18 protein-coding genes and 1 tRNA gene are annotated in these 19,037 nt (G+C 69.5%); 9 read left to right on the forward strand and 10 right to left on the reverse strand.

From position 1 onward, the window contains the following. Positions 1–75 precede the first annotated feature (75 nt). Both ACWIGM_RS04220 and hemF read left to right on the forward strand, forming a co-directional pair. Positions 76–549, forward strand: coding sequence for a tRNA (cytidine(34)-2'-O)-methyltransferase (locus ACWIGM_RS04220; RefSeq protein ID WP_454025440.1), 474 nt, complete (start codon positions 76–78; stop codon positions 547–549). 68 nt (positions 550–617) lie between these two features. Next, entirely contained in the window at positions 618–1,487 is an 870-nt protein-coding gene (hemF, locus tag ACWIGM_RS04225; RefSeq protein ID WP_454025441.1) for an oxygen-dependent coproporphyrinogen oxidase, read from the forward strand. A gap of 74 nt (positions 1,488–1,561) precedes the next feature. On the opposite strand, the gene ACWIGM_RS04230 is transcribed toward hemF, so the two are convergent. The 4 genes from ACWIGM_RS04230 to ACWIGM_RS04245 form a co-directional block, all read right to left on the reverse strand. Further along, a complete protein-coding gene (locus ACWIGM_RS04230) occupies positions 1,562–2,794 on the reverse strand; it encodes a CCA tRNA nucleotidyltransferase (RefSeq protein WP_454024669.1) in 1,233 nt (410 codons plus the stop codon). Then, entirely contained in the window at positions 2,791–3,063 is a 273-nt protein-coding gene (locus ACWIGM_RS04235; protein ID WP_454024670.1) for a DUF6111 family protein, read from the reverse strand. The genes ACWIGM_RS04230 and ACWIGM_RS04235 overlap by 4 nt, the downstream gene beginning before the upstream one ends. 126 nt (positions 3,064–3,189) lie before the next feature. Then, positions 3,190–3,858 (reverse strand): CoA pyrophosphatase, encoded by a 669-nt coding sequence (locus tag ACWIGM_RS04240; protein WP_454024671.1) that lies wholly within the window; start codon positions 3,856–3,858, stop codon positions 3,190–3,192. After that, positions 3,858–4,463 (reverse strand): DUF1285 domain-containing protein, encoded by a 606-nt coding sequence (locus ACWIGM_RS04245; protein WP_454025442.1) that lies wholly within the window; start codon positions 4,461–4,463, stop codon positions 3,858–3,860. Before ACWIGM_RS04245 ends, ACWIGM_RS04240 begins: the two co-directional genes overlap by 1 nt. Before the next feature lie 162 nt (positions 4,464–4,625). Between ACWIGM_RS04245 and ACWIGM_RS04250 the strand changes: the two genes are divergently transcribed. From ACWIGM_RS04250 to ACWIGM_RS04265, 4 genes are read left to right on the forward strand one after another with little or no spacing between them, the layout of a single operon-like run. Continuing rightward, a complete protein-coding gene (locus ACWIGM_RS04250; RefSeq protein WP_454024672.1) occupies positions 4,626–5,657 on the forward strand; it encodes an AAA family ATPase in 1,032 nt (343 codons plus the stop codon). 10 nt (positions 5,658–5,667) lie between these two features. Then, on the forward strand, positions 5,668–6,585 hold the full coding sequence (locus tag ACWIGM_RS04255) for a DUF58 domain-containing protein (RefSeq protein WP_454024673.1): 918 nt from the start codon (positions 5,668–5,670) through the stop codon (positions 6,583–6,585). Between the two features lie 18 nt (positions 6,586–6,603). Continuing rightward, positions 6,604–9,429 (forward strand): DUF4159 domain-containing protein, encoded by a 2,826-nt coding sequence (locus ACWIGM_RS04260; protein ID WP_454025443.1) that lies wholly within the window; start codon positions 6,604–6,606, stop codon positions 9,427–9,429. Positions 9,430–9,447: 18 nt separating this feature from the next. After that, complete coding sequence (locus ACWIGM_RS04265) at positions 9,448–11,535, forward strand: hypothetical protein (RefSeq protein WP_454024674.1); 2,088 nt, start codon at positions 9,448–9,450, stop codon at positions 11,533–11,535. Here ACWIGM_RS04265 and ACWIGM_RS04270 read toward each other — a convergent pair whose 3' ends face one another. From ACWIGM_RS04270 to ACWIGM_RS04290, 5 genes are read right to left on the reverse strand one after another with little or no spacing between them, the layout of a single operon-like run. Beyond that, on the reverse strand, positions 11,536–12,036 hold the full coding sequence (locus tag ACWIGM_RS04270; protein WP_454024675.1) for a GNAT family N-acetyltransferase: 501 nt from the start codon (positions 12,034–12,036) through the stop codon (positions 11,536–11,538). 46 nt (positions 12,037–12,082) lie between these two features. Next, a complete protein-coding gene (locus ACWIGM_RS04275) occupies positions 12,083–12,919 on the reverse strand; it encodes an SAM-dependent methyltransferase (RefSeq protein WP_454024676.1) in 837 nt (278 codons plus the stop codon). Then, complete coding sequence (locus ACWIGM_RS04280; RefSeq protein ID WP_454024677.1) at positions 12,916–13,965, reverse strand: glycosyltransferase family 4 protein; 1,050 nt, start codon at positions 13,963–13,965, stop codon at positions 12,916–12,918. Before ACWIGM_RS04280 ends, ACWIGM_RS04275 begins: the two co-directional genes overlap by 4 nt. Next, on the reverse strand, positions 13,962–14,363 hold the full coding sequence (locus ACWIGM_RS04285) for a 6-pyruvoyl trahydropterin synthase family protein (RefSeq protein WP_454024678.1): 402 nt from the start codon (positions 14,361–14,363) through the stop codon (positions 13,962–13,964). The genes ACWIGM_RS04280 and ACWIGM_RS04285 overlap by 4 nt, the downstream gene beginning before the upstream one ends. A gap of 51 nt (positions 14,364–14,414) precedes the next feature. After that, the gene (locus ACWIGM_RS04290; protein ID WP_454024679.1) at positions 14,415–15,407 is read right to left on the reverse strand and encodes a zinc-dependent alcohol dehydrogenase; all 993 of its coding nucleotides are present in this window, start codon (positions 15,405–15,407) and stop codon (positions 14,415–14,417) included. Between the two features lie 57 nt (positions 15,408–15,464). Here ACWIGM_RS04290 and mdoH point away from each other — a divergent pair, with 57 nt between their 5' ends. Both mdoH and ACWIGM_RS04300 read left to right on the forward strand, forming a co-directional pair. Then, positions 15,465–17,273 (forward strand): glucans biosynthesis glucosyltransferase MdoH, encoded by a 1,809-nt coding sequence (gene mdoH, locus ACWIGM_RS04295; RefSeq protein ID WP_454024680.1) that lies wholly within the window; start codon positions 15,465–15,467, stop codon positions 17,271–17,273. Then, positions 17,270–18,028, forward strand: coding sequence for an FkbM family methyltransferase (locus ACWIGM_RS04300; protein ID WP_454024681.1), 759 nt, complete (start codon positions 17,270–17,272; stop codon positions 18,026–18,028). The genes mdoH and ACWIGM_RS04300 overlap by 4 nt, the downstream gene beginning before the upstream one ends. Positions 18,029–18,031: 3 nt before the next feature. Here ACWIGM_RS04300 and ACWIGM_RS04305 read toward each other — a convergent pair whose 3' ends face one another. Next, the gene (locus ACWIGM_RS04305) at positions 18,032–18,421 is read right to left on the reverse strand and encodes a hypothetical protein (protein WP_454024682.1); all 390 of its coding nucleotides are present in this window, start codon (positions 18,419–18,421) and stop codon (positions 18,032–18,034) included. Positions 18,422–18,692: 271 nt separating this feature from the next. Between ACWIGM_RS04305 and ACWIGM_RS04310 the strand changes: the two genes are divergently transcribed. Then, positions 18,693–18,766 (forward strand) — tRNA-Leu (locus tag ACWIGM_RS04310). Positions 18,767–19,037 lie beyond the last annotated feature (271 nt).

Raw genomic sequence — 19,037 nt, forward strand, 5'->3', positions numbered from 1 at the left:
GTTTCGCCGCCGGCCGGGCTGCCTGGCCGGCGGCGAAGCTTGACGATAGCGGGCGCAGCGCGGATGACGCTCGCCATGCTGCGCCTCGCCCTCTACCAGCCCGACATCCCGCAGAACGCCGGCACCATGATCCGCCTGGCGGCCTGCCTCGGCGTCGCCGTCGACATCGTCGAGCCGGCCGCCTTCGACGTCTCCGACCGCAATTTCCGCCGCTCCGGCATGGACTATCTCGAGCGGGCCGCGGTGACGCGCCATGACAGCTTCCGCGCCTTCGAGGCCTGGCGGCGGGAAGCCGGCCATCGCCTTGTCCTGGCGGAGACCGACGGCGCCTGCGCCCATACGGACTTCGGTTTCCAGCCTGGCGACATCGTCATGGTCGGCCGCGAATCCGCTGGCGTGCCGCCGGAGGTCTATGCCGCGGCCGAAGGAAGCGTGCACATCCCGATGCGCCGCGATTTGCGCTCGCTCAATGTCGCCATGGCCGCAGCGATGGTAGTGGGCGAGGCGCTGCGCCAGCTCGGTGCCTATCCCGCGCCGGCCGACGCCTGACAAAGAGATCGCCCATGACCGGACAAGCCACGCAAACCACTGCCGTCGAACCCGCTATCGTCGAGGCCATGAAGCCGCGCGCCAGCGCCTGGTTCGAAAGCCTGCGCGACCGCATCTGCGCCGCCTTCGAACAGATCGAGGACGAGACAGCCGGCCCCTTCCCGCCCGAGACCGACAAGCCCGGCCGCTTCGTGCGCACACCCTGGCAGCGCAGCAATCATGACGGCGCTCCGGGCGGTGGCGGCGTCATGGCGCTGATGTCCGGCCGCGTCTTCGAGAAGGTCGGCGTCCATGTCTCGACCGTGCATGGCAGCTTCGCCCCGGAATTCGCCGCCCAGATCCCGGGCGCAGCCGAGGATCCGCGCTTCCACGCCACCGGCATCTCGCTGATCGCCCATCCCTGGAATCCGCATGCGCCGACCGTGCACATGAACACCCGCTTCGTCGTCACGACCAAGCCCTGGTTCGGCGGCGGCGCCGACCTGACCCCGGTGCTCGACCGCAGGCGTACGCAGGACGATCCCGATGCGCAGGCCTTCCACGCCGCAATGCGCGCGCCTTGCGAAGCTCATGCCGGCGTCGCCGACTACGGGCGCTTCAAGAGCTGGTGCGACGAGTACTTCCATCTGAAGCACCGCAACGAGCCGCGCGGCATCGGTGGCATCTTCTACGACTATCTCTGGTCGGGCGATCCCGAAGCCGATCTCGCCTTCACCAAGGCGGTGGGCGAGGCCTTTCTCGACATCTACCCAAGCATCCTGCGCGGTAACCTGGCCAAGCCCTGGACCGAGGCCGAGCGCCATGAGCAGCAGGTCCGCCGCGGCCGCTATGTCGAGTTCAACCTGCTCTACGACCGCGGCACCATCTTCGGGCTGAAGACCGGCGGCAATGTCGCCTCGATCCTGTCCTCGATGCCGCCGACGGTCAGGTGGCCGTAATCACCGTCATTGCGAGCGGAGCGAAGCAATCCAGGGAGGCGTAGAGCTCCCTAACTCCTGGATTGCTTCGTCGCTCACGCTCCTCGCAATGACGACACCGCGCTGGCCAGCAGTGCAGCCTGCTCATCCCGCCCGGCCGGACAGCCGGCCCCGATCCAGGCCTCCCGCGCGGCATCGAGCACCTGCCCGACTTGCGGGCCGGCGCTGACACCGAGCGCCAGCACATCCTTGCCGGTCGGCAGGAAGGGTGGCGTCCGCGCCAGCTCGACGATCAGGGCCAGAGGGTCCGCCGCCGTCCCGTCCGTCCCCAGCAGCACCAGCCCGCCCGCCACCGCATCCGCTCCGATGCGATGAGCCAGCCGCCGCAGCCTGGCGATCTCCGGCCGCCCTCCACGCCCCGACAGCGCCTCCAGCGCGGCGGCGATGCCGGAAATCCGCTCGAACTCCGCATTCGACAGCCGCAGCCCCTCGCGCAGCCTGAACGCATCTTCGCCGACCGCGACCGCCAGCGCCGCCAGTCTGAAAGCCGGGTAGACATTGTCCCCCGGGACGTCGGCAATCGCGGCAAAGCGGGAGAGACGTGGCACGCCGCCGATCACCGACATCAATAGCCCCGCACCAGCCATGGCCTGCAGCGTTTCGGCCGCCCGCGGTGCGACGAGCAGCTTGCGCAGTTCCGCCCAGACCCGCTCGCGCGACAATCCGCCGAGGCCGGCACGCCCGGCGATACAGGCATCGAGCGCAGCGCGGTCCGGCTCGCCGACGCCGTAGCGGGCATGGAAGCGGAAGAAGCGCAGGATGCGCAGGTAATCCTCGGCGATCCGCTCGCTTGCCGCGCCGATGAAGCGCACGCGCCGCGCCGCCAGATCGGCGAGCCCATCGGCATAGTCGTGCAGCACGCCCACAGCATCGAGCCCGAGCGCATTGATGGTGAAGTCGCGCCGGAGAGCGTCTTCGCGGAAATCCCGACCGAAGGCGACGACAGCATGGCGGCCATCGGTCTCGACATCGCGGCGCAGCGTCGTGACCTCGAAGGGCGCGCCGCCGATCACGACGGTCACCGTGCCATGCTCGACTCCGGTGGGGACCGCCTTGAACCCCGCGGCACGCGCACGCCGCATCGTCTCCTTCGGCAGGCAGGTCGTCGCGACGTCGATATCGGCCACGGGCTGATCGAGCAGCGCATTGCGGACGGCGCCGCCGACGACCCGTGCCTCCTCGCCATCCCGGTTCAGCGCAGCCAGCAGCGCAGCGGCATCGGGGCGCGCCAACAGCGCGGCGACGCGGTCACGCCCGACGCCGGTCATCGCTTCGGCCGGTCGTCGAATTCGCCGGGAACCAGCCGGCCGTTCTCGACATGGGGCGGCACGAATGGCCCGGTATGCCGCGGCGCGACGACCCCGGCATAGATGAGGGAGGCGATGCCGAACACGAGCCCGGTCACCGACAGCCAGAACAGATGGCCGCTCCAATGCTCGACATCGAACGGATTGCGCCGCCGGATCACGAGATAGCCCGCGAACAGGCAGAAAGGCAGGACGAAGAGCAGGAACTCCTCGATCAGCGTGCGCAGCATTCGGCGTAACCTCTCCAGAGCCGGATCCGATCAGATTGTTTCAATCTGATCGGTGAATCCGTCTCTCACTTTAGATAGAGACCGTTTTACCGATCCGCTTGCAACGCAAGCTGATCGGAACAGGCTCTAACCGGCCAGCCGCTCATAGAGATTGCGGATCATGCCGGCCGTCGCTCCCCAGATATAGCGATCGCCATGCGGCATCGCATAGTAGGTGCGGTGGCGCCCCCTGAATTCGCGGCCATGGCGCTGATGATTGGCCGGATCGAGCAGGAAGGAGAGTGGTGTCTCGAAGGCCTCGTCGACCTCGTGCGGGTTGATCGTCAGCACCAGCGGCGGCTCGACCAGCCCGACCACCGGCGTGACGCGATAGCCGGTGCCGGTGAGATAGGCGTCGAGATAGCCGACCGCCCTGACCTTGTCCGGGGCAAGCCCGATCTCTTCTTCCGCCTCACGCAGGGCCGCGATCAATGGCGAGCCGTCGGTGGCGTCGATGCGCCCGCCCGGGAACGCGATCTGCGCCGAATGCTTGCGCAGCGCCGCGGCGCGTTGGGTCAACAGCACGGTCGGCTCGCCCGGATGCAACACGATCGGGATCAGCACCGCCGCCTCGATCGCGCTCGCCTCGTCGGGGATGTCGATCGGCTCGGACTGGAGGTCGTGGTCGCCGCGCGGCCGCGCGATCAGGTCGCCATGGGCCGGCGGCTCGGCCCGCAGCGCATGCAGCAGCAGCGCCTCGAGGTCGCCGCCATTCCAGAACGCCGTCTCGGCCAGACGTTTCGCAAGATGCTGCATCACAGTCCCTCGATCTCGCTGGCCGGCGCGACGACATGGAAGGCTCCGCCGGCCGCGATACCGAACTGCGCCTGCCCGTCGATCTCGCTGATCTCACCGAGCGCCAGGAGATCAAAGGTCAGCGCCCGCGTGAGCCGGGCCCAGAGCCCGCGCCGGACATGCACATAAGGCTTCACGCCCTCGTTCGCAGCCCTCTCGAAGCGCAAAAGATTGTCGGGCCCGACCGTCACCAGATCGTCGGTGCGGGTCCGGAAGGCGATGCTGCGCTTCTCGCCCTCGCCCTCCACCGCCATCTCGACCGCCTGCAGCGGCGCATCCTCGACCCTGATCCCGACCTTCTCGACCGGGGTCACGAGAAAGTAATCCTCGCCCTCGCGCTTCAGCACCGAGGAGAACAGCTTGACCAGCGCCGGCCGGCCGATCGGCGTGCCGAGGTAAAACCAGGTACCGTCCGCAGCGATACGCATGTCGAGATCACCGCAGAAGGGGGGGTTCCAGCGCTCCACCGGCGGCAGCCCGCGCAAAGAGCCGGTCCCGAGCGCGCTCAGCAGCCGGTTCATCGCGGCCGCGGGCTCTCCGGTCACGTCACCTCGCGCTTTCGTCATCGGCATGCCAGTTGCATCGCTCTCTCGCCTTGAACTCTACATAATCGTGAAGCGGACTGTTGTGCACCGCCGCCCTCTGCCTCTTGAGCATGCTCCCCGCGAGGGTCAGAGTCTGGAATCGGACAGGAAGGCCGCGCGACGGCGAGGCTGAAGGAGATCGACATGGTGGCGCAAGCCCGTGATGCCCAGGCCCGCGATGCAAATGCCCCGATCAACCTCGACACCGGCGTGGTCGAGGCGGCGGAGGCGGCGCTCGCCGCGATCGGCGCCGCCCGCACCGAGATCGGCCAGGTCATCTTCGGCCAGCAGAAGGTCGTCGATCTCTCGCTGATCACCCTGCTCGCCGGCGGCCATGGCCTGCTCGTCGGCGTGCCCGGCCTCGCCAAGACCAAGCTCGTCGAGGCGATGGGCACCGTGCTCGGCCTCTCGGCCCGGCGCGTCCAGTTCACGCCCGATCTGATGCCTTCCGACATTCTCGGCTCCGAGGTGCTCGACGAGAGCGCCGACGGCAAGCGTCATTTCCGCTTCATCAAGGGCCCGGTCTTCGCCCAGCTGCTGATGGCGGACGAGATCAACCGCGCCTCGCCCCGCACCCAGTCGGCCCTGCTGCAGGCGATGCAGGAGCACCACGTGACCGTCGCCGGCGAGCGCCACGACTTGCCGGCGCCCTTCCATGTGCTCGCGACCCAGAACCCGATCGAGCAGGAAGGCACCTATCCGCTGCCGGAAGCCCAGCTCGACCGCTTCCTGCTCGAGATCGATGTCGGCTATCCCGACCGCGAGGCCGAGCGCCGCATCCTGCTCGAGACCACCGGCGCTGCCGAGCACAAGCCGGTGCAGGCGATGACGGCCGAGACCTTGATGTCGACGCAGCGGCTGGTGCGCCGCCTGCCGGTCGGCGAGGCTGTCGTCGATGCGATCCTCGATCTCGTCCGCTCGGCCCGTCCCGGCGACGGCGAGAAGGCGATCACAGACAAGCTCGCCTGGGGCCCCGGCCCGCGCGCCAGCCAGGCGCTGACGCTCGCCGCCCGCGCCCGCGCTCTCGTCGAAGGCCGGCTCGCTCCTTCCGTCGACGACGTCGCCGCACTCGCCGCCCCGGTCCTGAAGCATCGTATCGCATTGACCTTCGCCGCCCGCGCCGATGGCGAGACCGTCGAAGGTATCGTCGCCAAGCTGGTGGAGCGTCTGGGTTGAGGGCATTCTGATGCTGCGCACCCGCGTCCTCGGCCAAACCGAGCGCCAGCCGGGCCAGCCGGTCCTCAAGGCGTCGCTCGATCTTGCCGCCCGCCTGCCCCGGCTGGTGCTGGAGGCGCGGCGGGTCTCGGCGAGCGTGCACGGCATCCATGGCCGCCGGCGCTCCGGCCCCGGCGAGACCTTCTGGCAATACCGGCCGCTGGTCACCGGCGAGGCCGCCTCGCGCATCGACTGGCGCCGCTCGGCTCGCGACGGCCATCTCTTCGTCCGCGAGCGCGAATGGGAGGCCTCGCACGCGATCTGGCTCTGGATCGATCGTTCGCCCTCGATGGGCTTTTCCTCCTCGCTCGCTTTGGCCAGCAAGGTCGACCGCGCCCTGATCGCCGGCTTCGCTCTGGCTGAGGCACTGGTCGAGGCCGGTGAGCGCGTCGGCCATCTCGGCCTGACCCGGCCGATGGCCTCGCGCCGCATCGTCGAACTGCTGGCGCAGGCGATCGTCGCCGACCGACGCAACAGCGAGGCCGACCTGCCGCCGGAAGAGCCGCTGCCGCGCCTCGCCGACGCGATCCTGATCACCGACGGACTGACGCCGGCCGCGGCGCTGGCCAAGCGCATCGCCACGCTGGCGAGCAGCGGCGCCAAGGGCCATATCCTCCTGATCGTCGACCCGATCGAGGAGACCTTCCCCTTCTCCGGCCAGGCCGAACTGTTCGACCTGGAGGACGGCCTGACGCTGCGGGTCGGCGATGCCGGCAAATGGGGCGAGGATTATCGCGAGCGGCTGCAGGCTCATCGCGACGCCATCCGCGAGGCCTGCCGCCATGCCGGCTGGACGCTGACCCTGCACCGGACCGACCGTCCGGCCAGCGAAGGCGTCCTGCGCATCGCCAGCCTGATCGCCGCCTCGCGCGGCGGGCCGGCCGGCTGACGGGAGGAGAGGACGATGCTGTCATCGCTACCGATCGCCTTCTCCGCGCCGCTGGCCCTGATCGCGCTCGCCCTGCTGCCGGTGCTCTGGCTGATCCTGCGGGTGACGCCGCCGCGGCCGAAGCGCATCGACTTTCCGCCGTTGAAGATCGTGCGCGACCTGATCCCGCAACGCGAGACGCCGGCGCATACGCCCTGGTGGCTGCTGGCGCTGCGCATGGCGGTGGCGGCGCTGGCGATCCTTGCCGTCGCCGGCCCGGTCTGGAACCCGGTGCGCGACGCGGCCGCCCTGCGCGGCCCGCTGCTGCTCCTGGTCGACAATGGTTTTGGCGCCGCGACTGACTGGCTGGAGCGCCAGGCCATCGCCGAAAGCCGCATCATGGCTGCCGGGCGCGAAGGCCGGCCCGTCGCGGTCGTCGGCCTTGCCGAGGCGCCGGCCGAGATCGCGCTCGCTGAACCGCAAGGCGCGCTCGAACGCCTGCGCGCGCTTGGCCTGCAGCCGCATACGCCCGATCGCGGCGCTCATCTCCAGCGGCTCGAAGCGTTCTGGCGCGCTCAGCCCCAGGCCGAGACGGTCTGGGTCGCCGACGGGCTCGGCATCGGCGGCGGCGATGCCGATTTCCTTGCCCGGCTGAAGCGGGAAGCCGGCGCGAGCCGCCTGTCGATCCATGCCGGCCCGGCAGACCAGCGCGCGCTTGCCGCGCCCGAGAACCTCGCCGGCGCGCTGACCGTCAAGGTGCTGCGCCCGACGACGAACGCCGCGGCAAGCGGCCAGGTCCGCGCCCTCGATCTCAAGGGCCTGCCGCTCGGCGATGCGCCTTTCGTCTTCGGCGGCAACGAGCTCGAGACCACCGCGCGCCTGACCTTGCCGATCGAGGTCCGCAACGCCGTCTCGCGGCTGGAGATCACCGGCGAACGCAGCGCCGGCGCCGTCGCTTTGCTCGACGACCGCGCCAAGCGCCGCCGTGTCGGCGTCGTCTCCGGCGCCACCGCCGACACCGCCCAGCCGCTGCTCTCGCCGACCTATTACGTCTCGCGCGCGCTCTCCCCCTTCGCCGAGATCCGTGAGCCCCGCGCCGGCTCGACTGACCCGGTCGGCGAATTGCTGGCGCAGAACCTCTCCGTCCTGATCCTCGCCGATATCGGCGCGCTCGATGGCGACACCGCCGCCAAGGTCTCGGCCTTCGTCGAGCGCGGCGGCGTGCTGCTGCGCTTTGCCGGCGCGCGCCTCGCCGCCTCCTCCGACGAATTGACGCCGGTGCGCCTGCGCCGCGGCGGCCGCACGCTCGGCGGCGGCCTCTCCTGGGAGACGCCGCGCAAGCTCGCGCCCTTCACTCGCGAGAGCCCGTTCTTCGGCTCGTCTCTGGCCGAGGATGTCCGCGTCACCCGCCAGATCCTGGCCGAACCCGAGCCCGACCTTGCCCGCAAGACCTGGGCAGCGCTGGAGGACGGCACGCCCGTCGTCACCGGCGAGCGCCGCGGCGACGGCGTGCTCGCCATGGTCCATGTCACCGCCGACACCACCTGGTCGAACCTGCCGCTGTCGGGCCTGTTCGTCGAGATGCTGCGCAAGGTCGTCGCCATGTCCGGCACCAGCGCCACCGAGGGACAAAACGGCGAGATCCGCGTTGAAACCCTGTCGCCGACGCGCGTGCTCGACGGCCAGGGCGCCTTCCGCTCGCCGCCGGCGACCGCCCAGCCCGTCGCCCGCAACTTCACCGGCCGCGCCACGCTCGCCCATCCGCCCGGCATCTATGGCCCGACCGATGGCGCCATGGCGGTCAACACGCTCGCGCCCACCGACACGCTCACGGCGCTCGACCTCGCCGCGCTCGGCGCTCCCATGCTGCCGATCGACCAGCCGGTCGCCCGCGATATCCGCCCGCAGCTCCTCGTCCTGGCGCTGCTCCTGCTCGTCGCCGATACGCTGGCGACGCTCTGGCTCGGAGGCCGGATGAATCTTGCCCGCTTCCGCCGGGCCGCGCCCGCAGCGCTGCTCCTCGCTTTCGCTCTCGCAGCCGTGCCCGCTCCGGACGCAGCACAGGCGCAGCAGCAGCCGGCGCCCCCTGCCCCACCGGCCGATCAACGCCCGCCGGTGACGCGCGACCTCGTCACCGCCGCGAGCGCGACCCGGCTCGCCTATGTCGTCACCGGCGATCGTGCGGTCGACGACATGTCCAAGGCCGGCATGGCCGGCCTCAACATCGTGCTTGGCGCCCGCACCGCATTGGAGCCGGGCGAGGCGGCCGGCGTCGATGTCGCCCGCGACGAGCTCGCTCTCTACCCGATCCTCTACTGGCCGGTGGTCGCCGGCCGTCCGATCCCTTCGGCCGAGACGCTGCGCAAGGTCGAGGCCTATATGAAGGGCGGCGGGCTGGTGATCTTCGACACCCGCGACGCGATGAGCACCCGTCCCGGCGGGGGCACCACGCCGGAGGGCGATCAGCTGCGCCGCATGCTGCAGACGCTCGACATCCCCGAGCTGGAGCCGATCCCGCGCGACCACGTCCTGACCAAGACCTTCTACATCCTCGACGGCTTCGTCGGCCGCTACGACAGCGGCACGACCTGGGTCGAGGTGCTGCCGCCCGCCAGCGAGGACGGCCGCCGCCCGGCCCGCGCCGGCGACAATGTCTCGCCGATCGTGATCACCTCGAACGATCTTGCCGCCGCCTGGGCCGTCGGGCGGCGCAGTGAGGCGCTCGTGCCGATGTCCGGTTCCGATCCGCGCCAGCGCGAGATGGCGCTGCGTGCCGGCGTCAACCTCGTGATGTACGCGCTGACCGGCAACTACAAGGCCGACCAGGTCCACGTCCCGGCCCTGCTCGAACGCCTCGGCCAGTAGCGAAGGAAATCCCGCCTGATGTGGAGCCTGACCTTCGCCCCGCTCGTCCCGCTGCCGCTGCTGATCGGCCTTGCCGTTCTGGCCGCGGTCGCCGCCGGCATGGCGCTGATGCTGGCTGGGCGCGGCGCGATCCTGCGGGCGCTGGCGCTCACCGTGCTCGCCATCGCCTTGGCCGACCCCTCGCTGGTCTTCGAGGATCGCGAGCCGGTCAAGGACGTCGTCGCCGTCGTCGTTGATAAATCCGCCTCGAACCGCCTCGCCGATCGCACGCAGCAGACGCAGGCCGCCCAGGCCGAGATCGAGCGGCAATTGCGCGGCATCTCCGGCGTCGAGGCGCGGACGATCGAGGTCACCGATCAGCAGGGCGCCGGCGACGGCACCCGCCTGTTCGAGGCGCTCGCCTCCGGCCTCGCCGACGTCCCGTCCGAGCGTGTCGCCGGGGCGATCCTGCTGACCGACGGCCTCGCCCATGACGCGCCTACCACTGCCGAGGCGCTCGGCCTGCGCGCCCCTCTCCACGTCCTGACCACCGGCCGCGAGCGCGAGATCGACCGGCGCATCGTGCTGGTCGATTCGCCGCGCTTCGGCATCGTCGGCAAGGAGCAGAACGTTCGCCTGCGCGTCGTCGAGAAGGGCGGGCCGGGCCGCGCCGCGATCACGGTGCGTCGCGATGGCGAGATCATCGCGCGGCGCGAGGCGATCGCCGGTCAGACGGTCCAGGTTCCGGTCCGCATCGATCGCGGCGGCCCGAATGTGATCGAGATCGAGGCGGCTCCCCTCGACAACGAACTGACGCTCGCCAACAACCGCGCGGTCATCACCATCGAGGGCGTCCGCGACAAGCTGCGCGTGCTTTTGGTGTCGGGCGAGCCGCACCCGGGCGAGCGCACCTGGCGCAACCTGCTCAAGGCCGACGCCAATGTCGACCTCGTCCACTTCACTATCCTGCGCCCGCCGGAGAAGCAGGACGGCACGCCGATCAACGAGCTCTCGCTGATCGCCTTCCCGACGCGCGAGCTGTTCCAGGTCAAGATCAAGGATTTCGACCTCATCATCTTCGACCGCTACGCCAACCAGTCGATCCTGCCGCTGGTCTATTTCGATAACATCGTCCGCTATGTCCGCGACGGCGGCGCCCTCTTGATCGCGGCTGGACCGGAATATTCCGGCGCCCAGTCGCTGGCGCGCACCCCGCTCGGCCAGATCCTGCCGGCGCAGCCCGATGGCAGCGTCTTCGATGAGGCCTATCGCGCAAGAGTCAGCGAGCCCGGCAAGCGCCACCCGGTCACCCGCGACCTGCCGGGCTCCGAGGTCGAGCCGCCGCGCTGGGGCGAGTGGCTGCGCCTGGTCGGCGCCCGCGCCCGCTCGGGCTCGACCGTGATGACCGGCCCCGGCGACCGACCGCTCCTGCTGCTGGCGCGCGAGCAGAAGGGCCGCGTCGCACTCTTCCTCTCAGACCATGCCTGGCTCTGGGCCCGCGGCTTCCGCGATGGCGGCCCGCATCTCGATCTGCTGCGCCGGCTCGGCCACTGGCTGATGAAGGAGCCGGACCTTGAGGAGGAGGCGCTGCGCGCCAGCGCCCGCGGCCGCAACATCGAGATCGAACGCCAGACGCTCGGCGACAATCCCGCTCCCGCGATCATCACCGCGCCCGACGGTTCGACCCGCACCGTGCCCTTCGAGGCCGGCCGCCCCGGCCTCTTCGTCGCCCGCACCGCAGCAAGCGAGTTCGGCCTGCACAAGGTCACCACCGAGAACCTCACCGCCTTCGCCAGCGTTGGCCCGGAGAATCCGCGCGAGCTGATGGAAGTGGTCAGCGATCCCGGCAAGCTCCAGGGCCTGGCCGAGGCGACCGGCGGCTCCTCGCGCCGGATCGGGCAGGAGAACGGCTCGGGCGTCACCATCCCGCGCATCGTGCCGGTGCGCTCCGGGCGTCAGTTCGCCGGCGCCGACTGGATCGGCCTGCGCATCAGCGATTCCGGCATCGTCCGCGGCGTCTCGATCTCGCCGCTCTTCGTCGGGCTGATCGGCCTTGCCATCCTGTTCGGGGCGCTGGTCGCCGGCTGGATCGGCGAGAGCGGGCGCAGGTTCAAGCGCGAGGCTTGATCAGCGCAGCGCCGCCACCGCGCCCCTGCGCTGCGCCAGCACGCCATCCTTCAGCTCCAGCGCCAGGAAGCGCCCCGGATCGGCCGGGCCGGGCAGGACGAGCTGCCCCGGCTTCACCGGCTTGAAGCCGAAGCGGGCGTAATAGGGCGCATCGCCCACTAGCAGGATCAGCTCGTGGCCGTGCTCGCGCGCCGCCTCGATCGCAGCGTTCATCAGCGCCGCGCCGATGCCACGCCCCTCGAAGGCGGGATCGACGGTGAGCGGCCCGAGCATCAAGGCCGGCGCGCCACCGGCCAGGATCGGCGTCACCCGGACTGCGCCGACGAGGAAGGTGCCGACATGGCTGGCAAAGGACAGCGCCGGATCGGCCGGTGCGCCCTCGCGCAGACGGAAAGCCGTGCGCGCAAAGCGTCCCGGCCCGAAGGCGCGCTCGTGCAGGCGCTCGATTGCCGCGGCATCGCCCGGCAGTTCCTGGCGGATGGTGAGAGGAAGAGAGGTCATGATCGGGATCGCGGCATGGCCGAATTCGGCGTGATTGGCAATGGCTTCACACCGGCCGGGCCCACAGATCCTGATGGCCGATGATCACGGAGGCACCGCGCTTGGCTTCCAGCCAGCTTGCGATCGCCTCCGGGGCGACATGGCCAGTCTCGGCGACGGCGGCTGCAATCCCGGCCGCCAGCTCGCGGATCAGATCGGGCTGGCCTGCTCCGAGCTGCCACGGGCTTTCACCAACCGTGACCGCTGTGCCCGCCTTGCGGAAGGCCTGGGCCAGCGCTTCGGTGGCATCGGGCCCGGCGGCGGGGCCAAAGCCCTTGTCGCCATGCTGATGGTGGTTGAAGGCGGCGAGCATGCGCTGGTCTTCCGGATGCGCCGGTTCCCAGCTCTCGCGCCCGTCATAGGTCAGCACGGTGTAGAGCGGCAGCCTCATGCTGACGAGCGAGGCGGCGAAGCGTTCGAGCCAGCGCGGCGAGGCGAGATCGAACAGCGCTGCGGCGGTGACCAGGTCGGGCTGCCAGCCGAGCACCCATTCGAGCTCCTTGGTCAGGTCGGCCTGGCGGAAATCGACCGTCAGCGTCTTGTCGTCTTTGCGCAGGACGAGCTCCTCGCCCTGCTCCTGTGCCCCGTCGGCCCATTCGGCGAGCTTGCGCCGCGCGACGGAGAGAAGTCGGCTATCGGCATCGACCAGCGTCCAGTGCTGGCGAACGGGCAGCACGCTGTAGCTGCCGCGCAGGTTGGAGCCGGCACCGCTGCCGAGATCGATGATCGAGAGCGATTGCCGCCCGGCGAAGGTCGAGCCCACAGCGGCCAACACCTGCGGGTTGCGCGCGGCATGGTCGGCCGGTTCGCGCAAGGCGAGCCAATCGGGGGAAAATCCGCTCATCGGGATACCTTTGCGCACACCTCGGCGACGATCGTCGCAGTCCCGCGCCAGCGCGGCAATGTGGTCGCCGAATGCCAGGCGGCATCGGCCCGGCGCCGGCGCTCATCCGCACCATCGATCAACCGCGCCAGCCCGGCCCGCAGCGCCGCGACATCGCCCGGCGGCACCTTCAATGCAGCCTCGTCGGGAGCCGTCTCCGCTGCCGCTCCGCCCGTGGTGCACAGGATCGGCAGGCCGCGCGCCAGCGCCTCGGTCAGCACCATGCCATAGCCCTCGAACAGCGAGGGCATGACGAAGAGATCGGCCTTGGCATAGGCGGCGTCGAGCTCGTCCTGCCGGAAAGCTCCGGCGAGCACGATCCGCCCGGACAGCCCGGCGGCGGCGATCTGCGCCTTCAGCTCGACTGTGGTCGCAGGAGCGCGATCGTCCGAGCCGACGATGGTGAGACGCCAGGGCTTGTCGGCCAGCCCCTCCAGCGCCGCGATGAGAACATCATAGCCCTTGCGCGGCACGAGCGAGCCGACAGCCAGCAATTCGACGCTCTCGCCCCCAGAGCCGACAGCCCGCTCCGCCGGATCGACGCCGGGCTCGGCCACCGTGATCTTCTCCGCCGGCACCGCGAAATCGGTGACGAGCAGCCGCTTGGTCGTCTCGCTGGAAACAACGACGGCAGCCGCATGGCGCAGCGCCGCCGTCTCGCGCCCGACGAACTCCGCCGCCTGCACCGGCGACAGCCCGGTCTCCAGACCGAGCGGGTGATGCACCAGCGCGATGATGCGGTCCGCGAGCCCCGCCGCGATGCTCTCCGGAAAGGCGCCATAGGCGAGCCCGTCGATCAGCAGCACGCTGTCGAAAGGTTGCGACAGGATCGCGCCACCGGTCTCAGCGAGATCGGCCGCGCTCGGATTGGGGAAGCTTCCCGGCAGCGGCAGATGCCGCGCCGCGACGCCCATCTCGCGCCATTCGGCAAGAAGCCGCCGGTCATAGGCATAGCCGCCGGTCGGCAGCGAGAGATCGCCGGGAATGGCGAAGACGATCTCGCTCACGCGAGCACGCCCTCATAGCTCGCCCTGGCCAGATCGGTCTCGTGCAGGATGACGCGGATTTTTGCGAGATCGGCCGCATCCGCTCCGAGCTTGCCGGTGCGGGCTGCGAGCGCCATCGCGTCGAAGATGTATTTGCAGAGGAATTCGGTAGTGGTCAGCACGCCCTCGAATTGCGGCAGCGTGTCGAGGTTCTTGTAATTCAGCGGCTTCAGCGTCTCGTTCAGCACGGTGAGCGCCGCGCCGATATCGACCACCACGTTCTGGCGCGTGAGGTTCTCGCGGAAGAAGGCGACGTCGACGACGAAGGTCGCGCCATGCATCGCCTGCGCCGGGCCGAAGAACGGATCGGGCAGCGAGTGGCCGATCATGATGCGATCGCGGACTTCGACGGAAAACATGCGGCGGTCTCCTTCAGCGCGCGCAGTCTTGGCGAACCCCGGGGCGTCGCGTCAATAGCGCAGGACGGCCGTCAGCCCCGCGCCGACGAACAGGGCCGGCAGGCGCGCCGGCGCATCCCTGAACGCGATCTCGTCGGTGATCAGCGCATCGAGCCGCTCATCCGCCAGCAAGGCCAGCGCCGCCTGCATGCGGCGGGCATAGTCGAAGCGCGCCCGTCGCGATGGCGAGACCTGCCCGACCTGCGAGGAGACGAGTTGCAGGCGCCGGGCGTGGAAGGCGCCGCCGAGCGGCGCGGCGACGCCGCCCTCGCCATACCAGCTCAATTCGACGATGCGCGCTTCAAACGCCGCGGCCCCGATCGCGGTGGCAAGACCGGCCGCGCTGGCGCTGGCATGGAAGACGAGGTCGGCATCCTGCGGACAGTCTGACGGCAGTGCGAACCGACAGCCCAGCATCTCAGCGAGCCCGGCACGGCTCTCGTCGACATCGACCAAAGTCACCTCGGCCCCTGGCAGCTTGCCCGCGATATACGCAACGAGCAGGCCGAGCACGCCGCCACCGACCACGACGATGCGGTCGGCTGGACCGGAGCCGGCATCCCAATGCGCGTTGAGCGCGGTTTCCATGTTGGCGGCGAGCACGGCGCGCTTCGCCGGAACGGCCTCAGGCACCAATGCCAGGCGTTCCAACGGCACGACGAAGCGATCCTGATGCGGGTGCAGGCAGAACACCGTCCGCCCGAGCAGGTTCTCCGGCCCCGCATCCACCGTGCCGACGACGCAGTAGCCGTATTTCACGGGATAAGGGAACGCGCCCTGCTGGAGAGGGGCCCGCATGCGCTCATATTCGCTTTCGGGAACACGGCCCTCGAAGACCAGCCGCTCGGTGCCACGGCTGATGCCGCTCCAGAGCGTGCGTACAAGGCAGTCCCCCGGCCCCGGGGCCGGCAACTCTTCGGTGTTCAGGACGCATTCACGCGCGGCGGCATACCAGAGCGCGGTCGCCTGCGCGCTTGCTTCGTTCGCAATTGCCGGCTTTACCACGCATCGCCCTCCGCGCCGTTCCCCGCCAGCCTTATCGAGCCCATGACGGAAACCGCCATGAACCAGCGCCCCGCTCCGACCACGTTCCAGGCGGCGGCGCAAGAGGACAGCAGGCTGACGCCCGCTGGACTGCAATCGGTCCGGGCCTTGCGGGCGCGGCGCTGGCTCGTCGCGACCCTGAACCTCCTGACGCTCGCGGCCCTTCTTTATGGCTTGGCGCATGTGCTCTCGGCCGGCGGCTGGAGCCTCGCCGATATCGCGATCTTCATCGCTTTCCTGTTCGGCGCGCCCTGGACGGTGCTCGGCTTCTGGAACGCCGTGATCGGGCTCTGGCTGCTGCATGGCACGAAAGACGGACTCGATCAGGTCGCGCCCTTCGCTGCCGCAGGCGAGGCCGACACGCCGCTCGCGCTCCGCACCGCCGTACTGATGACGCTGCGCAACGAAAACCCGGCCCGCGCCTTCGCGCGGCTGCGGGTGGTCAAGGAAAGCCTCAACGCCACCGGCGAGGGCGGCTGGTTCGATTATTTCGTGCTGTCCGATACAAACGATCCCGCGGTCGCGGCGCAGGAAGAGGCGCTTGCCGCCGAGCTTTCCCGTGACGCGGGCGAGGACTGCACCATCGTCTATCGCCGCCGCAGCGACAATGCCGGCTACAAGGCCGGCAATGTCCGCGAATTCTGCGAGCGCTGGGGCGATCGCTACGAACTGATGCTGCCGCTCGACGCCGACAGCGTCATGTCCGGCGAAGCGATCGTGAAGCTCGCCCGGATGATGCAGGCCTATCCCAAGCTCGGCATCCTGCAGAGCCTGGTCGTCGGCATGCCGAGCAAGTCCGCGTTTGCCCGCATCTTCCAGTTCGGCATGCGCCACGGCATGCGGCCCTACACCATGGGCTCGGCCTGGTGGATCGGCGAATGCGGCCCGTTCTGGGGTCACAACGCTTTTGTGCGGATCGCCCCCTTCCGCGATCATTGCCATCTGCCGACCGTGCCGGGTGGGCCGCCGCTCGGCGGGCCGATCATGAGCCATGACCAGGTCGAGGCGACATTGATGCGGCGCGCTGGCTACGAGGTCCGCGTGCTCCCGGTCGAGGCCGGCAGCTGGGAGGAGAACCCGCCGACCATGCTGGAATTCGCCCGGCGCGACCTGCGCTGGTGCCTCGGCAATCTGCAGTACCTGAAGATCATGGACATCCCCGGCCTCAAGGCGATGAGCCGCTTCCAGCTCGCCTGGGCGATCCTGATGTTCATCGGCCTGCCCGCCTGGACCTTGATGATCGCGCTCCTGCCGCTGAAGGTGCTGGAGGATCGCGGCATCGCCGACTACCCGGCCGGCTTCGCCGCCTTTCTCTATGTGCTGTTCTTCGCGATGTACCTGTCGCCGAAGCTCGCCGGCTTCGCCGACATCCTGCTGACGAAGGATGGCACGAAGCGCTATGGCGGAACGCTGCGCTTCATCATCTCCTCGCTGATCGAGATCGTCTTCGCCTTCCTGCAGGGCGCGGTCTCGACCTTCCGGACGACGCTGTTCATGATCGGCCTCGCCTTCGGCAAGGCGAGGATCGGCTGGAACGGCCAGGCGCGCGATGCCCACGCCCTCTCCTTCGCCACCGCCTTCGCCGGCCTGTGGCCGCATCTGCTTTTCGGGCTCTACATCTTCGGCACGCTCGCGCTGCTGTCACCGACCGTGCTGATCTGGTCGCTGCCGCTGACCGCCGGTTACGTCCTCGCCATCCCCTTCGCCATGCTGACCGCGGCGCCGGCACTGGGCACCCTCTTCGTCCGCACCGGCCTCTGCGGCATTCCCGAGGATTTCGAGCCGCCGGCCGAGATCGTCGCGATCCAGGGCGGCAAGGCGCGATGAAGCCGGTCGCCTATCCCAGGGGCACGGCCAGGAGCCTCTCGCGCTCGCTGCGCGTCTACCATGGCGACCACACCCGCAAGGCGGCGATGGATTCGCTCTATGCCCGCTTCCTGCGGCCGGGCGACCTCGCCTTCGATATCGGCGCCCATGTCGGCGACCGCATCTCCTCCTTCCGCCGGTTGGGGGCCCGCGTCGTCGCGCTCGAGCCGCAACCGGGGCCAGCAAGGGCGCTGCGCCTGATCCATGGCCGCGATCCCAAGGTGAACCTGGTCGAGGCGGCCTGCGGCGACAGCGAGGGCAGCGCGACGCTCCGGATCAACAGCGCGAACCCGACCGTCTCGACCCTCTCGGGCGAGTTCGTCGATGCCGCCCATGGCCAGGATGGCTGGCGCGAGCAGGTCTGGGATCGCGAGCTCACCGTGCCCTGCACCACGCTCGATGCGCTGATCGGCGAATATGGGCAGCCGGCCTTCATCAAGATCGATGTCGAGGGCTTCGAGGCGCATGTCCTCGCCGGCCTCTCGCAGACGCCGCCCGCCCTCTCCTTCGAGTTCACCACGATCCAGCGCGATGTCGCGGAAGGCTGCCTCGCCCGGCTCGCGGCGCTCGGGCCCTATCGCTTCAACGTCGCGCTCGGCGAGAGCCAGCAACTCGTCTTCCCCGAAGCGGTTGACGCCGAGGCGATGCGCGAGCATCTCCGCGATCTGCCGCACGAGGCGAATTCCGGCGACGTCTACGCGCTGCTGTCGCGCTGAGACCTAAGCGCCGCTCTGCCCGATCCAAGCCAATCCGGAGGCGATGAGCAGGCCGAGCCAGCCGGGATGCCGGCCTTTGGTCGCGTAGAGCACAAGGACCGAGCCGGCGAAGGTCGCGATTGCGATGATCCGTATCTGGAGGGCCTGCGCCGGCAGATCGGGCGATGTGGCGAACAGGATCAGCAGCGCTGCCAGCGCCCAGCCGAGCACCGAGCACAGGTGCCAGTTCGCCCAGAGGATGCGCAGATGCCGCTCGCGCAATGGCGGCGGAGCGAGCAGCGGCACGATCGTTCCCGCCCGCAGCTGCCGGAAGATCAGGATCTCGCCGATCACGGAATGGGCGATGCCGATCAGGATCATCAGCACGCCGGCGGCCAGCAATTGCACCTGCATCGATCACCGCCCCGGGCCGCGTCAGCATGCTCAGTTGGGCGCGATCCCGAAGGCGACCGCAAGTGCTCCCGATGTCGCAAGATCAGCGGGGGAGCCGCCTAAGTTTTCACACTCGGTTACCAAAGGTGATCGCACTCCAGCAATTCCCAGCTTGCGCAAGGTCACCTCTGCCCTTAGAGCAGCCCTCCCTTCGGACGCCTCGGGTCCTGGCTCGCCGAGCCCAGGCTGGCGCACACCGCTTTGCGGGGAGTGTGTTCCGCGCCGGAGGGAAGGCCTTGTAGCTCAGTCTGGTAGAGCGCCCGGTTCAGGACCGGGAGGTCGGCGGTTCAAATCCGTCCGGGGTCATGGAACTAGCTCAGTCTGGTAGAGCGCAAGAGTCAGGTTCTTGTTGTCGAGGGTTCGAATCCTTCGTTCCAAACCATTCGCCTGAACAGCGAAGGTCCAATCGGGAAGCCGCCTTGCTTTCCGCGCCGTGACGACCCGACCTGCCGCTTCGGTGGCCGCGAGGGCTGGAGCGGCAAGCGTGCCCGGTGCTCCGCGTCATGGCGGATACCGGCCGCCGAAACCGCCGTCGACACGGCGCGGCAAGCCTTCGCTTTCGGGCGATGGTGCGCCG

This window comes from Allobosea sp. NPDC055332 (genome assembly GCF_053645455.1).

What these genes read in the sequence shown, in the direction of transcription:
- ACWIGM_RS04220 (WP_454025440.1), top strand. Translation starts at nt 76, where the DNA reads ATGCTGCGCCTCGCCCTCTACCAGCCCGACATCCCGCAGAACGCCGGC.
- hemF (WP_454025441.1), top strand. Translation starts at nt 618, where the DNA reads ATGAAGCCGCGCGCCAGCGCCTGGTTCGAAAGCCTGCGCGACCGCATC.
- ACWIGM_RS04230 (WP_454024669.1), bottom strand. Translation starts at nt 2,794, where the DNA reads ATGACCGGCGTCGGGCGTGACCGCGTCGCCGCGCTGTTGGCGCGCCCC.
- ACWIGM_RS04235 (WP_454024670.1), bottom strand. Translation starts at nt 3,063, where the DNA reads ATGCTGCGCACGCTGATCGAGGAGTTCCTGCTCTTCGTCCTGCCTTTC.
- ACWIGM_RS04240 (WP_454024671.1), bottom strand. Translation starts at nt 3,858, where the DNA reads ATGCAGCATCTTGCGAAACGTCTGGCCGAGACGGCGTTCTGGAATGGC.
- ACWIGM_RS04245 (WP_454025442.1), bottom strand. Translation starts at nt 4,463, where the DNA reads ATGACGAAAGCGCGAGGTGACGTGACCGGAGAGCCCGCGGCCGCGATG.
- ACWIGM_RS04250 (WP_454024672.1), top strand. Translation starts at nt 4,626, where the DNA reads ATGGTGGCGCAAGCCCGTGATGCCCAGGCCCGCGATGCAAATGCCCCG.
- ACWIGM_RS04255 (WP_454024673.1), top strand. Translation starts at nt 5,668, where the DNA reads ATGCTGCGCACCCGCGTCCTCGGCCAAACCGAGCGCCAGCCGGGCCAG.
- ACWIGM_RS04265 (WP_454024674.1), top strand. Translation starts at nt 9,448, where the DNA reads ATGTGGAGCCTGACCTTCGCCCCGCTCGTCCCGCTGCCGCTGCTGATC.
- ACWIGM_RS04270 (WP_454024675.1), bottom strand. Translation starts at nt 12,036, where the DNA reads ATGACCTCTCTTCCTCTCACCATCCGCCAGGAACTGCCGGGCGATGCC.
- ACWIGM_RS04275 (WP_454024676.1), bottom strand. Translation starts at nt 12,919, where the DNA reads ATGAGCGGATTTTCCCCCGATTGGCTCGCCTTGCGCGAACCGGCCGAC.
- ACWIGM_RS04285 (WP_454024678.1), bottom strand. Translation starts at nt 14,363, where the DNA reads ATGTTTTCCGTCGAAGTCCGCGATCGCATCATGATCGGCCACTCGCTG.
- mdoH (WP_454024680.1), top strand. Translation starts at nt 15,465, where the DNA reads ATGAACCAGCGCCCCGCTCCGACCACGTTCCAGGCGGCGGCGCAAGAG.
- ACWIGM_RS04300 (WP_454024681.1), top strand. Translation starts at nt 17,270, where the DNA reads ATGAAGCCGGTCGCCTATCCCAGGGGCACGGCCAGGAGCCTCTCGCGC.
- ACWIGM_RS04305 (WP_454024682.1), bottom strand. Translation starts at nt 18,421, where the DNA reads ATGCAGGTGCAATTGCTGGCCGCCGGCGTGCTGATGATCCTGATCGGC.